We start from the raw sequence: 16,484 nt of genomic DNA on the forward strand, positions 1-16,484 counted from the left end.
GGGGCGAGGGTCCCCGCCCGGAGCCGGGGAACGGGCGCGATTAACGGCGTCGGCTGCGAGAATCGCGGTATGGACGGCCTCGACAGGGAAATCCTCGGCATCTTGCAGGAGGATGCGCGGATCTCGTACCGCGACCTCGGCGTCCGCGTCGGGCTCAGCGCGAACGCCACCGCGGACCGGGTGCGCCGCATGCGCCGCGACGGCGTGATCAGGGGATTCACCGTCGTGGTGGATCCGGCGGCCGACACCAGGGGCGGGCTGGTGGTCTTCATCGACCTCACCCTGCGCCAGGACACCACCAACGAGGAGTTCGAGCAGCGGGTGGCCAAGCTGCCCGGGATCACCGAGGTGGTGCACGTCACGGGGGAGCACGACTACCTCGTACGGGCCCGGGCCGCCGACCCCGCGGCGCTCGACTCCCTGCTGCGGCGGCTCAAGCGGGAGGCCGGCGTCGCCCATTCCAGCACCCGGATCGCGCTGCGCGCCGCCACCCGGCCTCCCCTACAGCGCTGACTCCCACGTCACGGTCGTCCCCCGGGTCCCGGTCTCCGTGCGGCCGTCGTCCGACACCGTGAGGTGGACCCGGGCCGGGGACGCGTCCACGTCCACCTCGATGGACGTCACCTCGCTGCGCCGGTGCGCCGCGGCCAGCGCACCGCGCAGCGCCGCCAGCAGGTCACCCGCCACCGGCTCGGACAGCAGCGCGTCCACCGCGCCCGCGAAGCGCACCGACGGCTGGAAGCCGAACAGGACCGCCGCCCCGCCGGTTTCCCGCAGGACCCGGCCCCGGAAGGTCGTCGGGGCGTCCGTCGGCGGCTGCTGGAGGGCGAAGATGGCCGTGCGGACCTCCTGGATGGTGGAGTCCAGCTCGTCGACCGCCCGGCTGAGCTCCTCGCCCACGGTGTCCCCGGTCGGCGCGTTCGCGGCCCGGCGCCGGGTGCTCTCCAGCATCATCTCGGTGGCGAACAGCCGCTGCACCACCAGGTCGTGCAGGTCCCGCGCGATCCGGTCGCGGTCCTCGTAGACGGCGAGCTGCTCCCGGTCGTGCTGGGCGTCCGCCAGTACGAGGGCCAGCGCGGCCTGCGAGGCGAACTGCGAGGCCAGCAGCCGGTCGACCGCGTCGTACGGCGGGCCGCCCCGGGCCCGCGGCAGGGCCAGGGTGCCGATCAGCTGGCCGCCGCTCTGCAGCGGAAGCATCATGCTGGGCCCGAAGCGCTCCCGTACGTGCGTGGTCATCCGGGGGTCGGTGGCGGAATCCTCTATGAAGACCGGCTCGCCGCCGAGGAGCTGTTCCAGCACGGGAGAACCGGGCGCGATGGCCGTGCCCACCAGGTCCCCGGGGTCGCCGTGCGTGGAGGCGGCCACGATCTCCATCCCGCCCTCCGGGGTCGGCTGGAGGACCACGCCGGCCGCGGCGTCCGCGAGCAGCCGCGCCCGTTCGGCCACGCACATCAGCGCGTCCGCGGCCGGGCGGCCGGCCAGCAGGGTGGTGGTCACCGCGGCGGCGCCCTCGATCCAGCGCTCCCGGCGGCGCGCGGTCTCGTACAGACGGGCGTTGCCGATCGCTATGCCCGCCTGGGAGGCCAGGACGCGCATCAGCGCGAGGTCCTCGTCCGTGAAGGGGCCGCCGCCCCGCTTCTCGGTGAGGTAGAGGTTGCCGAACACCTCGGTGTGCACCCGGATCGGGACGCCGAGGAAGCTGCGCATGGGGGGATGGCCGGGTGGGAATCCCGCCGAGCGGGGGTCCTCGGCGAGGTCCGCCAGCATGAGCGGGCGGGGGTCGCTGACGAGCGTGCCGAGCAGGCCGCGGCGGCCGTCCGGCAGCCGGGGGATCGCGGCCCGTTCGGCTTCGGTCAGGCCGGTCGTGAACAGCTCGGTCAGCCGGACGCGCTCGGGGTCGACGACCCCGAGCGCGCCGTAGCGTGCCGCGCAGAGCTCGGCCGCCGAGTCCACGATGTGCTGGAGGGTGGCGTGCAGCTCGACTTCGGAGCCGACGCTCAGAACCGCCTCCAGCAGGACCGGGAGGCTCGACGGCTCGTGGTGCGTCATTCGGCCAGCGGGTTGAGGACCATGGGGGCGATCTTTCCCTCGAGCATCATGCCGAGACCGAGGACGGCGCACACGTCCGGCCGCTCGGCGATGGCCACGGGCATCCCGGTGGCGTCGCGCAGCATCTGGTCCAGGCCCGGCAGCAGGGCGCTGCCGCCCACCATCATGATCCCCCGGTCGGTCAGGTCGGCGACCAGGTCCGGGGGGCAGTCCCGGAGCACCTTGCCGATGCCGTCGAGCACGGCGGTCAGCGGGGTGTGGATGGCGTCGCGGACGGCGGCGGTGTCCACGTGCACGGAGCGGGCGAGGCCGGTGGCCACGTCGCGGCCGTGGATCAGGGTGGAGGCCGGGCCCTCGGCGGTGATGCCGTTGCCGTGCAGGGCCAGCTGGAGGGGCCGGACGGCCTGGCTGGGCAGCATCAGCTCGTGGGCGTGGCGCAGGTGCTGGACCACCGCGTGGTCGATGGCCTCGCCGCCGACGGGGATCCGCTCGGCGGTGACGATCGAGCCGAGGGAGAGGACGGCGACCTGGGTGGCCGCGGCCCCGCACACCATGATCATCGTCGCGGTCGGCTGCTCCACGGGCAGGCCGCAGCCGACGGCCGCCGCGATCAGGGTGTCGACCAGTTCGACGCGGCGGGCGCCGAGCCCGACGAGGGTTTCGACGGCCGCGCGCTGGGCCAGCGGGTCGGCGTCGTGCGGGGTGCAGGCGGCGGCCCGCAGCCGCGGCTTGCGGCGCAGGGCGCGCCGGAGCTTCTCGCCGAGGAGGTGGCGCAGCATGCGCTGGGCCATCTCGATGTCCACGACGGTGCCGCCGGAGACGGGGCGTACGACCCGGATGTAGTCGGGCGTGCGGCCGGTCATCCGCTCGGCGAAGGTGCCGACGGCGATGAGTGCGCCGGTCCGCGTGTTCACCGCGGCGACGCTGGGCTCGTCCACGACCAGGCCGGCGCCCTTGACGTACACGCGGGTCCGGGCCGCTCCGAGGTCGACGGCGACGTGGCAGCGGCGCAACTGCTCAAGACTGACGGTCACGGCAGATCCTCCCGAGAGCGCTGACGCAAGACGGCCGGCGGGGTGCCGGTCACCTTCGTATCTTGTCGGGTCCGATAGGCGTATTGCCCGATTTGATGCTCCGGCTGGGGGATGCCGTCAGGTGCCGGAATGCCTCTCGGGGTGCTGCAGGGGGGTGGATTTCTGTACCGACAGGCACGACGATGCGCGCACCGCACACGCTACTCACGCGTAACAAGGTAAAGGGGACCCGATGCTGACGGCCCGCCAGAGACCGCTCGCGCTCCTGACGCTCTGCCTGGCGCTGCTCGCGCCCTTCCCGGCCCACTCCGCCGAACGGGTGACAGCCAAGGCCGCTGACCAGGCGTCATCGCGCAATCCGGTGGTCTTCGTGCACGGCTACAACGCCGATCCGGGCGTCTGGGGCGCACTGCGCGAGGACCTGCGGGCCGACGGGTACGGCGACTCCGAGCTCTTCTCGTGGGCGTACGACACCCACCAGTCCGTCAACGAGGTCCTGGCCGGGCGGCTCGGCGCGTACGCCGACCAGGTCCGCCGGCAGACCGGCGCCGCCAAGGTGGACGTGGTCGCGCACTCCTTCGGCTCGCTCGTCAGCCGCTGGTACGTGAAGTTCGGCGGCGGCGACCGGGCCGTGGGCCACTGGGTCTCGCTGGCCGGGCCCAACCGGGGCACCTCCACGGCGTGGGCCTGCGCCCTGTGGGACCAGGCGTGCCGGGACATGACACCCGGGTCGTACGTCGTGAAGAACCTGAACTCCGGCGACGAGACCCCCGGTGCGGTCGCGTACGCGACCTTCTGGTCGAACTGCGACGAGGTCGTCAACCCCGACGACAGCGTCCCGCTGGCCGGGGCGGCCAACACGCCGGTCGGCTGCCTCAAGCACAACGACCTGCTGGGCGACGACGCCACCTCGGCGGCCGTGCGCGCCTTCCTTCGCTCCTAGGCCGACCCGTCCGCGTCGCTCTCGTCCGCGCTCTCGTCCCCGCTCTCGTCCGCGCCCGCGATCGAGACCTCCTGGAGCAGGCCGTACGTGAACTCCGCCACGCACGGCCTGCCCCGCGCGGTGAACGCGAGGCGCCAGCGGGTCGGGGCGGTGCCCTCCATCGGGCGCGCCGGGGCGAAGGCCCGCGCCACCTCGTCCACCGTCGCCGACCAGGGCCGCAGGTCCTGCGCCGATTCCAGTACGGGCCCCCGCGCGCCCGGGGCCCGTACCAGCCACTCGTTCCACACCGCCCCGTCGGGCGCGGCCAGCACCTCGAAGCGCAGGTCCGGCCAGAGCGGCAGCGGCCACAGCAGGGCCTCGCACTCCAGATCGCCGATCGTGCGGGGTTCGGCGGACTCGGGCGGGCCCAGCACGGACCGGTAGCGGGCCAGCGCCCCGCGGGAGCGGGAGCGGGGCCCCCTCCCGGACGGAGTCCGGGCGAATGCCATCGCCTGCCAGCGCTTGTTGGCCTCCCGCTGCTCGGCGAGCGTGGCGCCGAGCCGGCGGCGGGCCTCTTCGGCGAGGCCGGGCTGGAAATCCGCCATCCGACGCAGCAGCACCAGTTGGAAGGAGGCCGGCCCGAAGGGGCCCCGGGTGCCCGGTGTCGGGTTCGCTGTCATGGAGTCAACGATTCCACACAGGATCCTTACGTATCCGGGATACGGATGTTGCCGCGGACCACGTAGCCTGCGGGCCCTATGAACTACTGCCCCGCCTGCCGGAGGCACCTCAACGGCGCGCTGGCGTGCGCCGGGTGCGGGACCCCGGCCGAGTACCTGATACCCGCCGCGCCTGTGCCGCCCGCCGCGGTGGCGGGGGAGTCCGTGCCGCAGCCCGCGCTGGCCGACGTGTACGCCGACTCGCTCGTCGTGCTGTCCGTGCCGAACGAGCGCAGGGCGGGTGCGCGCCGCCGTGTCACGCACCGCAGGCGCCGCCGGACCGTGCTGACCATGGGGCTCGGGCTGCTGCTCGCCACCGCGGGCTCGCTCGCGGTGGCCCGGATGGCCATGGACGGGCAGCGCTCCGACCGGGCGGCCACGGTGGTGCTGACCGACGACGCCGGTCCGAAGGCGCCGGACGCCCTGCCGAGCCAGGAGGGCGCGCCCGCCGCGCCGTCGGCGCTGCCTTCGGGGAAGGCCGCCGGGGCCGCGAAGGCCACCGCCGGTGCCACGAAGTCGGCCGGGCCGGGGGCGAGTGCCGGGGGCAGCCGCGCTCCCGGACCGGCGACGTCGGCCTCCGCGTCGGGCAAGGCGGGCCCGGGGCAGGGGACTCCCGGGCCGGGGGGAACCGTACGTCCCACGACGTCGGGGCAGCCCGCACCCAGCACCTCCGGCACCGCGCAGCCGCCCGGGACGCCCCCGCAGCCCCCGGCGCCGCAGCCCACGCCGAAGCCGACGAGGTCGTGCGTGTTCTGGATCTTCGGCTGCTCCTGAGCTTCCGGTGCTCCTGAGCTTCCGGTGCTGCTGAGCCTCCGGGTCAGCCCAGCATCCGCCTGAGCAGGTCCCGCAGGACCGCCCGCTCGGCCGTGGAGAGCCCGGCCAGCGGTTCGCGCGCGAAGTCCAGCGACTCGCGCAGCCGGTCGGCGGTCCGCAGACCCTCCTCGGTGGGGGCGGCCAGCTTCACCCGGCGGTCGGCCGGGTCCGGGCGGCGCTCGACCAGCCCACGGCTCTCCAGGCGGTCCACGATGCCGGTGATGTTCGAGGGCTCGCACTTCAGCTTCTGCGCGATCTTGCGCATCGCCGTCGGCTCGTAGGACAGCAGGTTCAGCACGCGCGCCTGCGCGCCGGTGAGCTGGTGGCTGGCGGCCGCGTGCTCGTACTCCTCGTGGTAGCGGGCCACGACGTCGCCGATGAGCTCGACGACCTCAAGGGTCAGGGGGTCTGCGCGACGAGTGGGCATGGATCCAGCGTACCCATTTACTTGACAACATGAAATATGCAGGCGCATGGTTGTTTCACCTACTGAAGCATTCCCTCCACCACCCCAGGAGCGCCGCATGTCCGAGATCCCCGCCGTCAGCCGCGAGTGGCACCTCGTCCGCCGCCCGCAGGGCTGGCCCGTCGCCGAGGACTTCGCCCTGCGCGAGGTGCCCGTCGCGGCCCCGGCCCCCGGCCGGATCCTCGTGCGCAACCTGCACATGTCCGTGGACCCGTACATGCGCGGCCGGATGAACGACGTGAAGTCCTACGTCCCGCCCTTCCAGCTCGACAAGCCCATGGACGGCGGCGCGGTCGGCGAGGTCGTGGCCTCCGCCGACGAGCGCTTCGCGGTCGGCGACCACGTCCTGCACGGGCTGGGCTGGCGCGAGTACGCGGACGTGGACGCCAAGCACGCCACCAAGGTGGACGGCTCGCTGGCCCCGCTCTCCACCTACCTCGGCGTGCTCGGCATGCCCGGTCTGACCGCCTACGCCGGCCTCTTCGAGGTCGCCTCCTTCAAGGAGGGCGACTCCGTCTTCGTCTCCGGCGCGGCGGGCGCGGTGGGCAGCCTCGTCGGGCAGTTCGCCAAGATCAAGGGCGCCTCCGCGGTGATCGGCTCCGCCGGCTCCGACGAGAAGGTGACGCTGCTCACGGAGAAGTACGGCTTCGACGCCGCCTTCAACTACAAGAACGGCCCCGTCGGCGAGCAGCTGAAGTCCGCCGCCCCCGAGGGCATCGACGTCTACTTCGACAACGTCGGCGGCGACCACCTCGAGGCCGCCATCTCCTCCCTGAAGGTGCACGGCCGCGCCACCCTGTGCGGGGCCATCGCCCAGTACAACGCCACCGAGCCCACCCCGGGTCCGCGCAACCTCGCCCTGGTCATCGGCAAGCGGCTGCGCCTGCAGGGCGTGCTGGTCGGCGACCACACCGGGCTGCAGCAGCAGTTCGTCCAGGACGTGGCCGGCTGGCTGCGCTCCGGCGAGCTGCGGTACGACGAGACGGTCTTCGAGGGCATCGAGAACGCGACCGACGCCTTCCTCGGAATGCTGCGCGGCGAGAACACCGGAAAGATGATCGTTTCTTTCACCGGTTAGGCTCACACCACACCGTTGCGATCGTGGGCGCGAGTCGCGGCGAATATCAGGAGGATCTTCTTACATGTCCATCCAGCAGTCCGATGTCGCGTACACCGCTGTCGCCACCGCCGAGAACGGCCGTGACGGCCGCGTCGCCACCAGCGACGGTCAGCTCGACGTGGTCGTGAACCCGCCGAAGGCGCTCGGTGGCAGTGGCGCCGGCACCAACCCGGAGCAGCTGTTCGCCGCCGGTTACAGCGCCTGCTTCCAGGGCGCCCTGGGTGTCGTCGCGAAGAACGTGAACGCCGACATCTCCGGCTCCACCGTGACCGCCGAGGTCGGCATCGGCAAGAACGACGACGGCTTCGGCCTGATCGTCAAGATCTCCGCCGTGATCCCGAACGTGGACGCCGCCACCGCCAAGGACCTCATCGAGAAGGCCCACGAGGTCTGCCCGTACTCCAAGGCGACCCGCGGCAACATCACGGTCGAGCTCGCCGTCTGATCTCGCACCCGCTTCCCGAAGGCCGCACCCGGACACCTGGGTGCGGCCTTCGGCGTTCGCCGTCCTAAGCTGGAACCATGCGTGATCTTGCGGGGGGATTCGGCTATCTGCTGGCCGGCCAGCGATGGGTTTTCAGGCACGGCCGGTGGCTCGGCTTCGGGCTGCTGCCGGGGCTGGTGTCGCTGGTGCTGTACGCCGGCGCGCTGGTCGGGCTCGGCTACGGCGCCGATGACCTGGCCGGCTGGGCCACCCCCTTCGCCGACGGCTGGTCCACGCCGTGGCTGGGGCTCTTCCGCGGGTTCCTGACCGCCCTGGTCTTCTGTCTCGGACTCTTCCTGGCGGTGATCACCTTCACCGCCGTGACCCTGCTGATCGGCCAGCCGTTCTACGAGTCCCTCTCGGAGCAGGTCGACCGGAGCGAGGGCGGCGAGGTGCCCGGGTCCGGGCTCACGCTCTGGCGCGAGCTGTGGATCGCGGCCCGGGACAGCCTGCGGATCCTGGGTCGGGTGCTGCTGTACGGGATCCTGCTCTTCGCCCTCGGCTTCGTCCCGGTGGTCGGGCAGACCGTGGTCCCGGCGCTCGGGTTCTGCGTCTCCGGGTACTTCCTGACCCAGGAGCTCACCTCCGTCGCGCTCCAGCGGCGCCGGATGGACCTGGCCGGGCAGCTCGCGCTGCTGCGGTCGCGGCGGCTGCTGGTGCTCGGCTTCGGGGTCCCGCTGGTGCTGGCGTTCCTGGTGCCGCTGGTGGCGGTCTTCCTGATGCCGGGCGCGGTGGCCGGGGCGACGCTGATGGCGCGGGACCTGGTGCCGGCGCAGGAGCCGGCGGAGCCCGAGCCGGCTGAGGAGACGACCGAGGTCGACGCCGACGCCGACACCGGGGCGCAGTAACGGCGGGTCAGTCCTGCCAGACGGCGGCCACGGCCTGCGCGCAGGCGGCCGCCTGGACGCGGCCCGCGCGGGCGGCCCCGGGGCCGCGCGTCTGGTCCAGCATGTTGCGGCCGAAGGCCTTGCGGGCGGTGCGGTCCGGGGACAGTACGGCCACCAGTGACCCCTCCCGCTCCAGTGCGGCGCCCTGCTCGTGGGCGTTCGGGTGCGGTCCGACCGCCTTGGGGATCGGCGCGATCGCGACGACGCGCCGGTGGCCCCGGGCGAGGTGGACGTTGGAGGTCGAGCGGGAGCCGCCGTCCATCCAGCGGCTGCCCGCGATCGACAGGGGCGGCCACACCACCGGCACCGCGCAGCTCGCCGCGAGCGCCTCGCGCAGGGTGATGCCCGAGCCCGCGTCGAAGGCCTTCAGCTCCCCCGTCCGCGCGTCGACCGCCGTCAGGCGCAGGTCGCGCTCGGGCCACCGGGGCACCTCGCCGCCCAGCAGGGTGGCGATCGCGTCGAAGACGGCCGCCTCCGGGACCGTGCGGGAGGCCAGTGCGGCCCGTCCGAGCCGCCGGACCGAGCGCTCCGGGTCGCGCGAGCCGAGTGCCGCCCGCAGGAACGCGGCGGTCTGGCGCAAGGTGACCGTGACGTCGACCGTGCGTTCCCCGGCGCGGTTCTCCGCGTAGAGCTCCTCGATCGGGACGCCCGAGGCGATCCGGGTGCCGATGAGCGCTCCCGCGGAGGTGCCGATGATCACGTCGGCGCGGGAGAGGTCGAGTCCGGCCTCGGCCAGGCCGGCCAGCATGCCGACCGCCCAGGCCCCGCCCACGGCTCCGCCGCCGCCCAGCACCAACGCCGTGTCCGCCATGGCCCTCGCCCCTTCGGGTCCGCCTGAAACGGGGAGTGCTCCCCGGTTGTGCTTCCGACGATAGCATCGGTACCGGGGAATGCTCCCCGGTACCTCCGAGGAGTGGTGATGGCAGCAGTCGGCGAAGAGCGGCCCGAGAAGCGGGCCGTACCGGTACGGCGCGATGCGCGGCGCAACCGTGAACTGCTGGTCGAGGCGGCGCGCGAGGCCTTCGCGGCCCACGGTCTGGACGCCCCGCTCGACGACATCGCCCGCCGGGCCGGGGTCGGCAACGCCACCCTGTACCGGCACTTCCCGAGCCGCGCGGCGCTCGTGGACGAGGTCTTCCGCGGCGCCCTCGCCCACACGGTGGCCGCCGGGGAGCAGGCGCGGGCGGCGGCGGACGCCTGGCAGGGGCTCACCGGCTACCTCGACGTCGTGTTCGCCGGACTGGCCGCGGACCGGGGCACCAACGACCTGATGACGACGGGAGTGGAGGGCGTGCGCTCCCTGGACGCCGTCCACGCGCACAACCGGGAGACGGTGGACCTGCTGATCGGGCGCGCGCAGCGGCAGGGGTCGGTGCGGCCCGACATCGCGGTGGAGGACCTGCTCCTCGCGCTCGCCGCGCTCGGCCGCGCCGTCCCGGCCCTGGCGGCCACGGCCCCCGACGGCTGGCGCCGCCCTCTGGCGCTGTTCCTCGACGGGCTGCGGGCGACCGCTCCGGCGGCCCCGCTGCCCGGGCCGGCCCTGACCGCGGAGGAACTCGGTTCCGTGCTACGGGATCTGGGCCCGCACCGCGGCAAGTCCTAGGCGACCTCCGCCGTCACGACCGACGGCGTACGGTCGTCCGCCGCGGCCAGCAGGGCTCCGCCCGGGGCCCAAACGGCGGCGCCGCCGCAGCCCGTCCACGGTCCGGCCGGGCCGACGTGGTTGGCCAGCGCCACGTACAGGCCGTGGTCCCGCGCGATCCCGGGGTGGACGGTGGCACGCTCGTGGATCCCCTCGCCCGTCCCGTACAGGGAGGAGGCCAGATGGACCCGGCAGCCGGCCGCCACGCCCGCGCCGGGCACGTCCGGGAAGTGGTTGTCGTAGCAGATGCCCAAGGAGAAGCGGATCCCGCCGAGTTCGAAGTGCCCGGGGTGCTCGCCCGCCGCGAAGACGTCCTGCTCGTGGCGGTACAGGTGCCGTTTGGCGTACGTCGTCACGTGCGCGCCGTCCGCGTCGTGGACCAGGGTCGCGAGGACGGGGCGCCGCGGGTCGGCGGAGCGCAGGGCGACATTGACGGCGGTGGCGATCCCGCCGCCGCGGATCCCGTCGAGCCGGGGGTCGTCCGCGTCGGCCAGGCACAGCCCCGGATCGGCGGCGATGGCCGCCAACTCGTAGCCGGTGAGGGTCAACTCGGGGAACACCACCAGCGCGGCCCCCTGCTCCCGGGCCCGCCGGGCCAGTTCCGCGGCCTGCGCGGCATTCGCGGCCGGGTCGGCGGGAACACAGGTCATCTGCGCGGCAGCGATCTTCACGCGTCCCAGGATGCCAGCCCGGCCGCGGTCTCCCGCAGCAGGGCGAGGAAGGCCGCCACGGCGGGGGAGGGGGCGAGCCCGCGCGGGGTGGCCGCGTAGACCCGGCGGCGCGGGGCGTCCTCGGGGTGCAGGGAGACCAGCGCCAGATCCGGCCGGGCGGCGCAGGCGGCGAGCGCCGGGACCAGGGTGACGCCGAGCCCGGCGGCGACGAAGCCCTGTTTGGCCGTCCAGTCGGCGACGGCGAAGCCCATGCGCGGGCGGAAACCGTCCGCGACGGCGCTCTCCAGCAGGGTCTCCTCGGGGCGGGGGCCGGCCGCGATCCACTCCTCGTCGGCGAGTTCGGCCAGCCGCACGTCACGGCGGCCGGCGAGGCGGTGCCCGGGCGGCAGGGCCACGTACATCCGCTCGTCGAGCAGGTGGTGCGCGGTGCAGTCCGCGGGCGGCCGGCCGGAGGTGCCGAGCTCGCCAAGGGGCCGCTCGCGGGCGCCGTCGCGAGGACGTTCGCCGATGCCTCGCACTTCCCGGTGGCCCTGGCCGCGAAGGACGTGGCCCTGGCCACCGCCCATGCCCGGCTGCCGATCCTGGAGGCGGTCCGCGCCACGCTGGAGTCCCGCCCGGACCTCGCGGGGCAGGACCTCTCCCGGATCCGCGGTGACCGCCACGTCCGCCCGTAGGGCCGCCGTCTCCCAGCCCGTGCCGGACCGCAGGGGAAAGGACGCCCGGTCGGCCCCCGGGCCTACGCGCCGGGCCCCCGCAGCAGGGTCAGGAAGGAGCGGAACGCGGCCGGCATGTCCACCGATTCCGGGGCCAGCAGCCACTGGTACTGGAGGCCGTCCATCACCGCCGTCAACAGCGGGGCCGCCTGTTCGGGGGTGAGGCCCGACGGGAGGCGTTCGCCGAACTCGGCGCGCAGGACCTCCGCCATCTCGCCGCGCACCTGCGCGTACCGCTCGGTGAAGAACTCCCGCGCCGGGTGCCCGTCGGTGACGCTCTCGCCCAGCAGCGCCGAGAAGGTCTGCACGATGCCCGGCCGCATCGCGTTGTAGTCCACCAGCGACGCGAGCAGGTCCAGGCGCCAAGGGCCGGCCGAGGCGCGCGGGCCGCCGCCGGTGTCCCAGCGGTCGCGCTCCTCCAGGACGGCGACGAGCAGCGCCTCCTTGGTGGGGAAGTAGTGCAGCAGCCCCTGCTGGGTCAGGCCCACGCGCTCGGCGACCGTGCCCAGGGACGCGCCCCGGTAGCCGCGCTCCGCGATCACCTCGACCGCGGCGCGGACGATGTCCTCGCGCCGCTCCTCGCTCCTCGCCCTGACCATCGTGGCCCCCCTTCTCCGTCACCACCTGCCAGCAGGACCGTACGACATCCTCGGATCACGAACAGATTACGAACCCTACCGTTCTACAGGGAACAGGTCCACGATGGGGGCAACCGCACACCGCACGCACCGCATTCGATGAGGAGGCACGGCCGTGACCGATGCCGATCAGGTCCGCGAAGACGCCGCAGAGGCGGCACTGGGCAAGCTGGATCTCGACACCAAGGCCCGGCTGCTGGCCGGCCAGGACATGTGGTCCCTGCCCGCCGTCCCCGAGATCGGGCTGAAGTCCCTCGTCATGTCCGACGGCCCCATCGGGGTGCGCGGCGTGCGCTGGACCGCCGACGACCCGTCCATCGCACTGCCCTCCCCGACCGCGCTCGCCGCCGCCTGGGACCCCGCCCTCGCCCGCCGCGCCGGCCGGCTCCTCGCCCAGGAGGCCCGCCGCAAGGGCGTCCACGTCCTCCTCGCGCCGACCGTCAACCTGCACCGCTCCCCGCTCGGCGGCCGCCACTTCGAGTGCTACTCCGAGGACCCGTACCTCACCGGCGCCATCGGCAGCGGATACGTGAACGGCGTCCAGGAGGGCGGGGTCGCCACCACCGTCAAGCACTTCGTCGGCAACGACGCCGAGACCGAGCGCTTCACCGTCGACAGCGTCATCGCCCCGCGCCCGCTGCGCGAGCTGTACCTGGCGCCCTTCGAGGCCATCGTCGCCAATGCCCACCCGTGGGGCATCATGACCGCCTACAACCAGGTCAACGGCACGACGATGACCGAGCACCGGTACCTGGTCAACGAAGTCCTGCGCGGCGAATGGGGCTTCGACGGCTACAACGTCTCCGACTGGATGGCCGCCCGCTCCACCACCGGCGACATCCTCGGCGGCCTCGACGTGGCCATGCCCGGCCCGACCACCGTCTACGGCGCCCCGCTCGCCGAGGCCGTCCGCGCCGGCGAGGTCCCCGAAGCCGCCGTGGACGACGCCGTACGCAACGTCCTGCGCCTCGCCGCCCGCGTCGGCGTCCTGGAGGGCGCGCCCGCCGTCGTCGCCGAGCCCCCGGCCCCGATCGACGGCCAGGCGCTGGCCCGCGAGATCGCCGCCCGCGGCTTCGTCCTGGTCAGGAACGAGGGCGCGCTGCCCCTCGACCCCGCCGGCGGCGGCACCGTCGCCCTGTTCGGCGCCGCCGCCCGCGACGCCCGGGTCCTCGGCGGCGGCTCGGCCACCGTCTTCCCCGAGCGCGTCGTCTCCCCGCTCGACGGCCTCACCGCGGCCCTCCCCGACGGCGCGCTGACCTTCGCCGTCGGGGCCGACCCCGCCGAGGAACTAGGCGCCGCCGACAAGGGCTTCGACCTCCGCGCGATCTGCCGCGACGCCTCCGGCGCGGTCCTCGGCGAGGGCAGCCTCCCGTCCGGCCAGGTCCAGTGGATCGGCGACGACCTGCCCGAGGGGGCCGCGTACGAGACCATGGCGAGCATCGAGGTCACCGGTACGTTCCTGCCGCGCGAGAGCGGCGAGCACGCCTTCGGCACCCGCGGACTCGGCGCCTTCGCCCTCGCCGTCGGCGGGCAGCCCCTCTGGGACGGCGTCCAGGAGATGGGCGACGAGGCCGACCCCTTCGAGGCCTTCTTCGGAGCCCCCAGCGAGCGCGCCCGCATCGCCCTCACCGAGGGGGAGCCGGTCGAGGTCTCGCTGACCTACCAGGTCCCCGACACGAGCGAGCTGCCGCTCAAGGCGATCATGTTCTCCCTGCTCCACCTCGGCCCGCGGCGCGACGCCGACGAGCTCATCGCCGAGGCCGTGGAGGCGGCCCGCGCCGCCGACACCGCCATCGTGGTCGTCGCCACCACCGAGCGCGTGGAGTCCGAGGGCTTCGACCGGCGCGACCTCACTCTGCCGGGCCGGCAGAACGACCTGGTCCGGGCCGTCGCCGCCGCGAACCCGAACACCGTCGTCGTCGTCAACGCCGGCTCGCCGGTGGAACTCCCGTGGCGCGAGGACGTGGCCGCCGTCCTGCTGACCTGGTTCCCCGGGCAGGAGGGCGGGGCCGCGCTGGCCGACGTACTCCTCGGCGCCGCGGAGCCGGGCGGGCGACTGCCCACCACCTGGCCCGCGGAGTTCGCCGACGCCCCCGTCACCGAGGTGGTCCCGGCCGAGGGGCGCCTGGAGTACCGCGAGGGGCTCCTCATCGGCTACCGGGCGTACGAGGCCCGGGGCGTGGCCCCCGCCTTCCCCTTCGGGCACGGCTTCGGCTACACCGACTGGGCGTACGAGTCGCTGGAGGTCACCGCCACGGCCGCGCGGGTCCGCCTCACCAACACCGGCGCCCGGCCCGGCCGCGAGGTCGTCCAGGTCTACCTGGCTCCGGCCGGGGACCGCGTGGAGCGCCCGGCGAGCTGGCTCGCCGCCTTCGCCGGGGTCGGGGCCGGGCCCGGCGAGAGCGTCGAGGTGGAGATCCCGCTGCCCGCCCGGGCCTTCGAGATCTGGGACGAGGCCGCGCGCGGCTGGCAGCGCGTCGGCGGCACCTACGAGGTCCGCGCGAGCCACTCGCACGGTGACACCCGGCTGACCGCGACGCTCGACATCGCCTGACACACCGTATGGCCGGAAATCACCCCTGAAAGCCGGTCCGGGGGCGGGCCCTGACACCCGCCCCCGGACCCTTCCGCGCACGGAAACGTCAACGCGGCGGCTCGGCCGCCGTCACCTGGCGGTGCGCCAGTTCCGCGAGCCGCGCCTGCCCGCCCTTGCCCGGGTGGAACCAATCCCAGCGGCTCAACTGCTCCGCCCCGAAGGGGTACTGGAACACCGCGCCGCCGTCGTAGCGGCACAGTGCGTCCTTCGCGCAGACCTCGCGCAGCACCTCGTTGTACTCGACCACCCGCGCCCGCACCTGCTCGCGCCGGGCCGTCGCCCCGGCGGCCGCCGACTGCGGGTCGGCGAGCATCGACTGACAGATGCCCAGGCTCCAGATCTTGCGCACCATCGGGTCGTCCTTGCCCTGCTCCCACAGCCGCTGGAGGTCCGGCACGCTGGAGACGTACACCTGGGAGGCGGGCGAGGCGGCCCGCAGATCGGCCAGGGCCTTCTCGAAGCCCTCCCGGAAGGCGGCCACGGACGTCATCGAGGAAGCCGTCGGCCGGCAGGCGTCATTCGAGCCCACCATCACCGTGACCAGGTCGGGCCTGTGCGCGGCGGCCGCGGTCAGCTGCCCCGGCAGGTCCGCCATCCGGGAGCCGGTGACCGCGAGGTTCCAACTGCGCGCGGGCACCTCGGCGTCACCCAGCAGCCGGGCCGCGAGCGAGCGGACCTCGGGGTCGTTGCCGGTGGCCCAGGAGACCTCCGGGCAGTCGGCCAGCACCGAACAGGCATCGAAACCACGTGTGATGGAGTCGCCCACCGCCGCGATCGAGGCGGGCGCCGTGTTCCACCGCGGCCCGCCCTGCGCCCCGCGCTCACCCCCCGTGGCCGACCCGCCCGACGAACACCCGCCGAGCGCGCCGGCGAGTACGACGACCGCCGCGCCCGCGCCCGCGAGAGTCCGGCGCGCGCGGCGGCGCGGAGCGGTGGTGCGCATCGGGTGGTCCCTCCTCGTCGCCCCGCATCATTCGGGGGCGTCCTGCTGAGTGAATGCTCTGCGTTTACGGGCCTTGGAGCGACCGTACGTCACACCATGACCCCTGGCGCACGGTAGCTTTTTCCCGTGGCGTTTCGGCCGCAGGTCCCGCGACGCGATGTCCGCTCATTTCCGGTAAATTACATCACGTCACATACTGTCCGTTTTCTGGAGTTTATTCCCGACCTCGTCCCACACTGGAGGTCCCGGTGACGACACGTGGAGTTCTGTACGTGCATTCCGCACCGCGCGCGCTCTGCCCGCATGTGGAATGGGCTGTTGCGGGCGTGCTCGGGGTGCGGGTGAACCTCGACTGGATCAGGCAGCCCGCCTCCCCGGGCACCTGGAGAGCCGAGTTCTCCTGGCAGGCCGAAGCGGGCACCGCCTCGAAACTCGCCTCCGCGCTCCGCGGCTGGCACCTGCTCCGCTTCGAGGTGACCGCGGAACCCTGCCCGACGGCCGAGGGCGAGCGCTACAGCTCCACTCCGGAGCTCGGCATCTTCCACGCCGTCACCGGCATGCACGGCGACATCCTGATCCCGGAGGACCGGCTGCGCGCCGCGCTCGCCCGCTCCGCGCTCGGCGAGACCGACCTGGAGGCCGAGATCGCCAAGCTGCTCGGCAAACCCTGGGACGACGAGCTGGAGCCCTTCCGCTACGCGGGCGAGGGCGCCCCGGTGCGCTGGCTCCACCAGGTCGTCTGAGCGGGCCGCACACGTACGAGGGCCCCCGCCCGGCAGCTGCCGGG

19 protein-coding genes are annotated in these 16,484 nt (G+C 73.9%); 10 read left to right on the forward strand and 9 right to left on the reverse strand.

Annotation, left to right across the window (positions count from 1 at the left end):
• The first annotated feature begins 69 nt into the window (after positions 1-69).
• Positions 70-513, forward strand: coding sequence for an Lrp/AsnC family transcriptional regulator (locus ACFWB8_RS24760; RefSeq protein ID WP_385231041.1), 444 nt, complete (start codon positions 70-72; stop codon positions 511-513).
• On the opposite strand, the gene ACFWB8_RS24765 is transcribed toward ACFWB8_RS24760, so the two are convergent.
• Both ACFWB8_RS24765 and ACFWB8_RS24770 read right to left on the reverse strand, forming a co-directional pair.
• Positions 502-2,049 carry a GAF domain-containing protein gene (locus tag ACFWB8_RS24765; RefSeq protein WP_385231044.1) on the reverse strand — a complete coding sequence of 516 codons (1,548 nt, stop codon included), beginning with the start codon at positions 2,047-2,049 and terminating at the stop codon, positions 502-504. The genes ACFWB8_RS24760 and ACFWB8_RS24765 overlap by 12 nt on opposite strands.
• A complete protein-coding gene (locus ACFWB8_RS24770; RefSeq protein WP_365927936.1) occupies positions 2,046-3,083 on the reverse strand; it encodes a rod shape-determining protein in 1,038 nt (345 codons plus the stop codon). The genes ACFWB8_RS24765 and ACFWB8_RS24770 overlap by 4 nt, the downstream gene beginning before the upstream one ends.
• 232 nt (positions 3,084-3,315) lie before the next feature.
• Between ACFWB8_RS24770 and ACFWB8_RS24775 the strand changes: the two genes are divergently transcribed.
• The gene (locus ACFWB8_RS24775) at positions 3,316-4,026 is read left to right on the forward strand and encodes an esterase/lipase family protein (protein ID WP_385231047.1); all 711 of its coding nucleotides are present in this window, start codon (positions 3,316-3,318) and stop codon (positions 4,024-4,026) included.
• Here the strand turns inward: ACFWB8_RS24775 and ACFWB8_RS24780 are convergent.
• On the reverse strand, positions 4,023-4,685 hold the full coding sequence (locus ACFWB8_RS24780; RefSeq protein WP_385231050.1) for a hypothetical protein: 663 nt from the start codon (positions 4,683-4,685) through the stop codon (positions 4,023-4,025). The two genes, ACFWB8_RS24775 and ACFWB8_RS24780, sit on opposite strands and share 4 nt — an antisense overlap.
• Positions 4,686-4,763: 78 nt before the next feature.
• On the opposite strand from ACFWB8_RS24780, the gene ACFWB8_RS24785 reads away from it, so the two are divergent.
• Complete coding sequence (locus ACFWB8_RS24785) at positions 4,764-5,498, forward strand: hypothetical protein (RefSeq protein ID WP_385231053.1); 735 nt, start codon at positions 4,764-4,766, stop codon at positions 5,496-5,498.
• A 43-nt stretch (positions 5,499-5,541) separates the two neighbouring features.
• On the opposite strand, the gene ACFWB8_RS24790 is transcribed toward ACFWB8_RS24785, so the two are convergent.
• Positions 5,542-5,964, reverse strand: coding sequence for a MarR family winged helix-turn-helix transcriptional regulator (locus ACFWB8_RS24790; RefSeq protein ID WP_385231056.1), 423 nt, complete (start codon positions 5,962-5,964; stop codon positions 5,542-5,544).
• Positions 5,965-6,061: 97 nt separating this feature from the next.
• Here ACFWB8_RS24790 and ACFWB8_RS24795 point away from each other — a divergent pair, with 97 nt between their 5' ends.
• The 3 genes from ACFWB8_RS24795 (at position 6,062) to ACFWB8_RS24805 (ending at position 8,455) form a co-directional block, all read left to right on the forward strand.
• On the forward strand, positions 6,062-7,081 hold the full coding sequence (locus ACFWB8_RS24795) for an NADP-dependent oxidoreductase (protein WP_385231059.1): 1,020 nt from the start codon (positions 6,062-6,064) through the stop codon (positions 7,079-7,081).
• Between the two features lie 64 nt (positions 7,082-7,145).
• On the forward strand, positions 7,146-7,568 hold the full coding sequence (locus tag ACFWB8_RS24800; protein WP_385231062.1) for an organic hydroperoxide resistance protein: 423 nt from the start codon (positions 7,146-7,148) through the stop codon (positions 7,566-7,568).
• Between the two features lie 77 nt (positions 7,569-7,645).
• Positions 7,646-8,455 carry an EI24 domain-containing protein gene (locus ACFWB8_RS24805; RefSeq protein ID WP_385231065.1) on the forward strand — a complete coding sequence of 270 codons (810 nt, stop codon included), beginning with the start codon at positions 7,646-7,648 and terminating at the stop codon, positions 8,453-8,455.
• A gap of 7 nt (positions 8,456-8,462) precedes the next feature.
• On the opposite strand, the gene ACFWB8_RS24810 is transcribed toward ACFWB8_RS24805, so the two are convergent.
• Positions 8,463-9,305 (reverse strand): patatin-like phospholipase family protein, encoded by an 843-nt coding sequence (locus tag ACFWB8_RS24810; protein ID WP_385231069.1) that lies wholly within the window; start codon positions 9,303-9,305, stop codon positions 8,463-8,465.
• Between the two features lie 108 nt (positions 9,306-9,413).
• Here ACFWB8_RS24810 and ACFWB8_RS24815 point away from each other — a divergent pair, with 108 nt between their 5' ends.
• Positions 9,414-10,097 carry a TetR/AcrR family transcriptional regulator gene (locus ACFWB8_RS24815; protein WP_385231072.1) on the forward strand — a complete coding sequence of 228 codons (684 nt, stop codon included), beginning with the start codon at positions 9,414-9,416 and terminating at the stop codon, positions 10,095-10,097.
• On the opposite strand, the gene ACFWB8_RS24820 is transcribed toward ACFWB8_RS24815, so the two are convergent.
• Complete coding sequence (locus ACFWB8_RS24820; RefSeq protein WP_385231075.1) at positions 10,094-10,807, reverse strand: carbon-nitrogen hydrolase family protein; 714 nt, start codon at positions 10,805-10,807, stop codon at positions 10,094-10,096. The genes ACFWB8_RS24815 and ACFWB8_RS24820 overlap by 4 nt on opposite strands.
• On the reverse strand, positions 10,804-11,325 hold the full coding sequence (locus tag ACFWB8_RS24825) for a LysR substrate-binding domain-containing protein (protein ID WP_385231078.1): 522 nt from the start codon (positions 11,323-11,325) through the stop codon (positions 10,804-10,806). Before ACFWB8_RS24825 ends, ACFWB8_RS24820 begins: the two co-directional genes overlap by 4 nt.
• A 6-nt stretch (positions 11,326-11,331) precedes the next feature.
• Between ACFWB8_RS24825 and ACFWB8_RS24830 the strand changes: the two genes are divergently transcribed.
• Positions 11,332-11,481 carry a hypothetical protein gene (locus tag ACFWB8_RS24830; RefSeq protein WP_385231081.1) on the forward strand — a complete coding sequence of 50 codons (150 nt, stop codon included), beginning with the start codon at positions 11,332-11,334 and terminating at the stop codon, positions 11,479-11,481.
• A 62-nt stretch (positions 11,482-11,543) separates the two neighbouring features.
• On the opposite strand, the gene ACFWB8_RS24835 is transcribed toward ACFWB8_RS24830, so the two are convergent.
• Positions 11,544-12,119, reverse strand: a complete 576-nt coding sequence (locus ACFWB8_RS24835; RefSeq protein WP_385231084.1) for a TetR/AcrR family transcriptional regulator — start codon at positions 12,117-12,119, stop codon at positions 11,544-11,546.
• Between the two features lie 154 nt (positions 12,120-12,273).
• Between ACFWB8_RS24835 and ACFWB8_RS24840 the strand changes: the two genes are divergently transcribed.
• Complete coding sequence (locus tag ACFWB8_RS24840) at positions 12,274-14,712, forward strand: glycoside hydrolase family 3 protein (RefSeq protein WP_385231087.1); 2,439 nt, start codon at positions 12,274-12,276, stop codon at positions 14,710-14,712.
• 88 nt (positions 14,713-14,800) lie between these two features.
• On the opposite strand, the gene ACFWB8_RS24845 is transcribed toward ACFWB8_RS24840, so the two are convergent.
• Positions 14,801-15,697, reverse strand: coding sequence for an SGNH/GDSL hydrolase family protein (locus tag ACFWB8_RS24845; protein ID WP_385231090.1), 897 nt, complete (start codon positions 15,695-15,697; stop codon positions 14,801-14,803).
• A 248-nt stretch (positions 15,698-15,945) separates the two neighbouring features.
• Here ACFWB8_RS24845 and ACFWB8_RS24850 point away from each other — a divergent pair, with 248 nt between their 5' ends.
• Complete coding sequence (locus tag ACFWB8_RS24850; RefSeq protein ID WP_054222907.1) at positions 15,946-16,440, forward strand: DUF3145 domain-containing protein; 495 nt, start codon at positions 15,946-15,948, stop codon at positions 16,438-16,440.
• The last annotated feature ends 44 nt before the right edge of the window (positions 16,441-16,484 follow it).

This window comes from Streptomyces sp. NPDC060031, assembly GCF_042736805.1.
Lineage (GTDB): Bacteria > Actinomycetota > Actinomycetes > Streptomycetales > Streptomycetaceae > Streptomyces.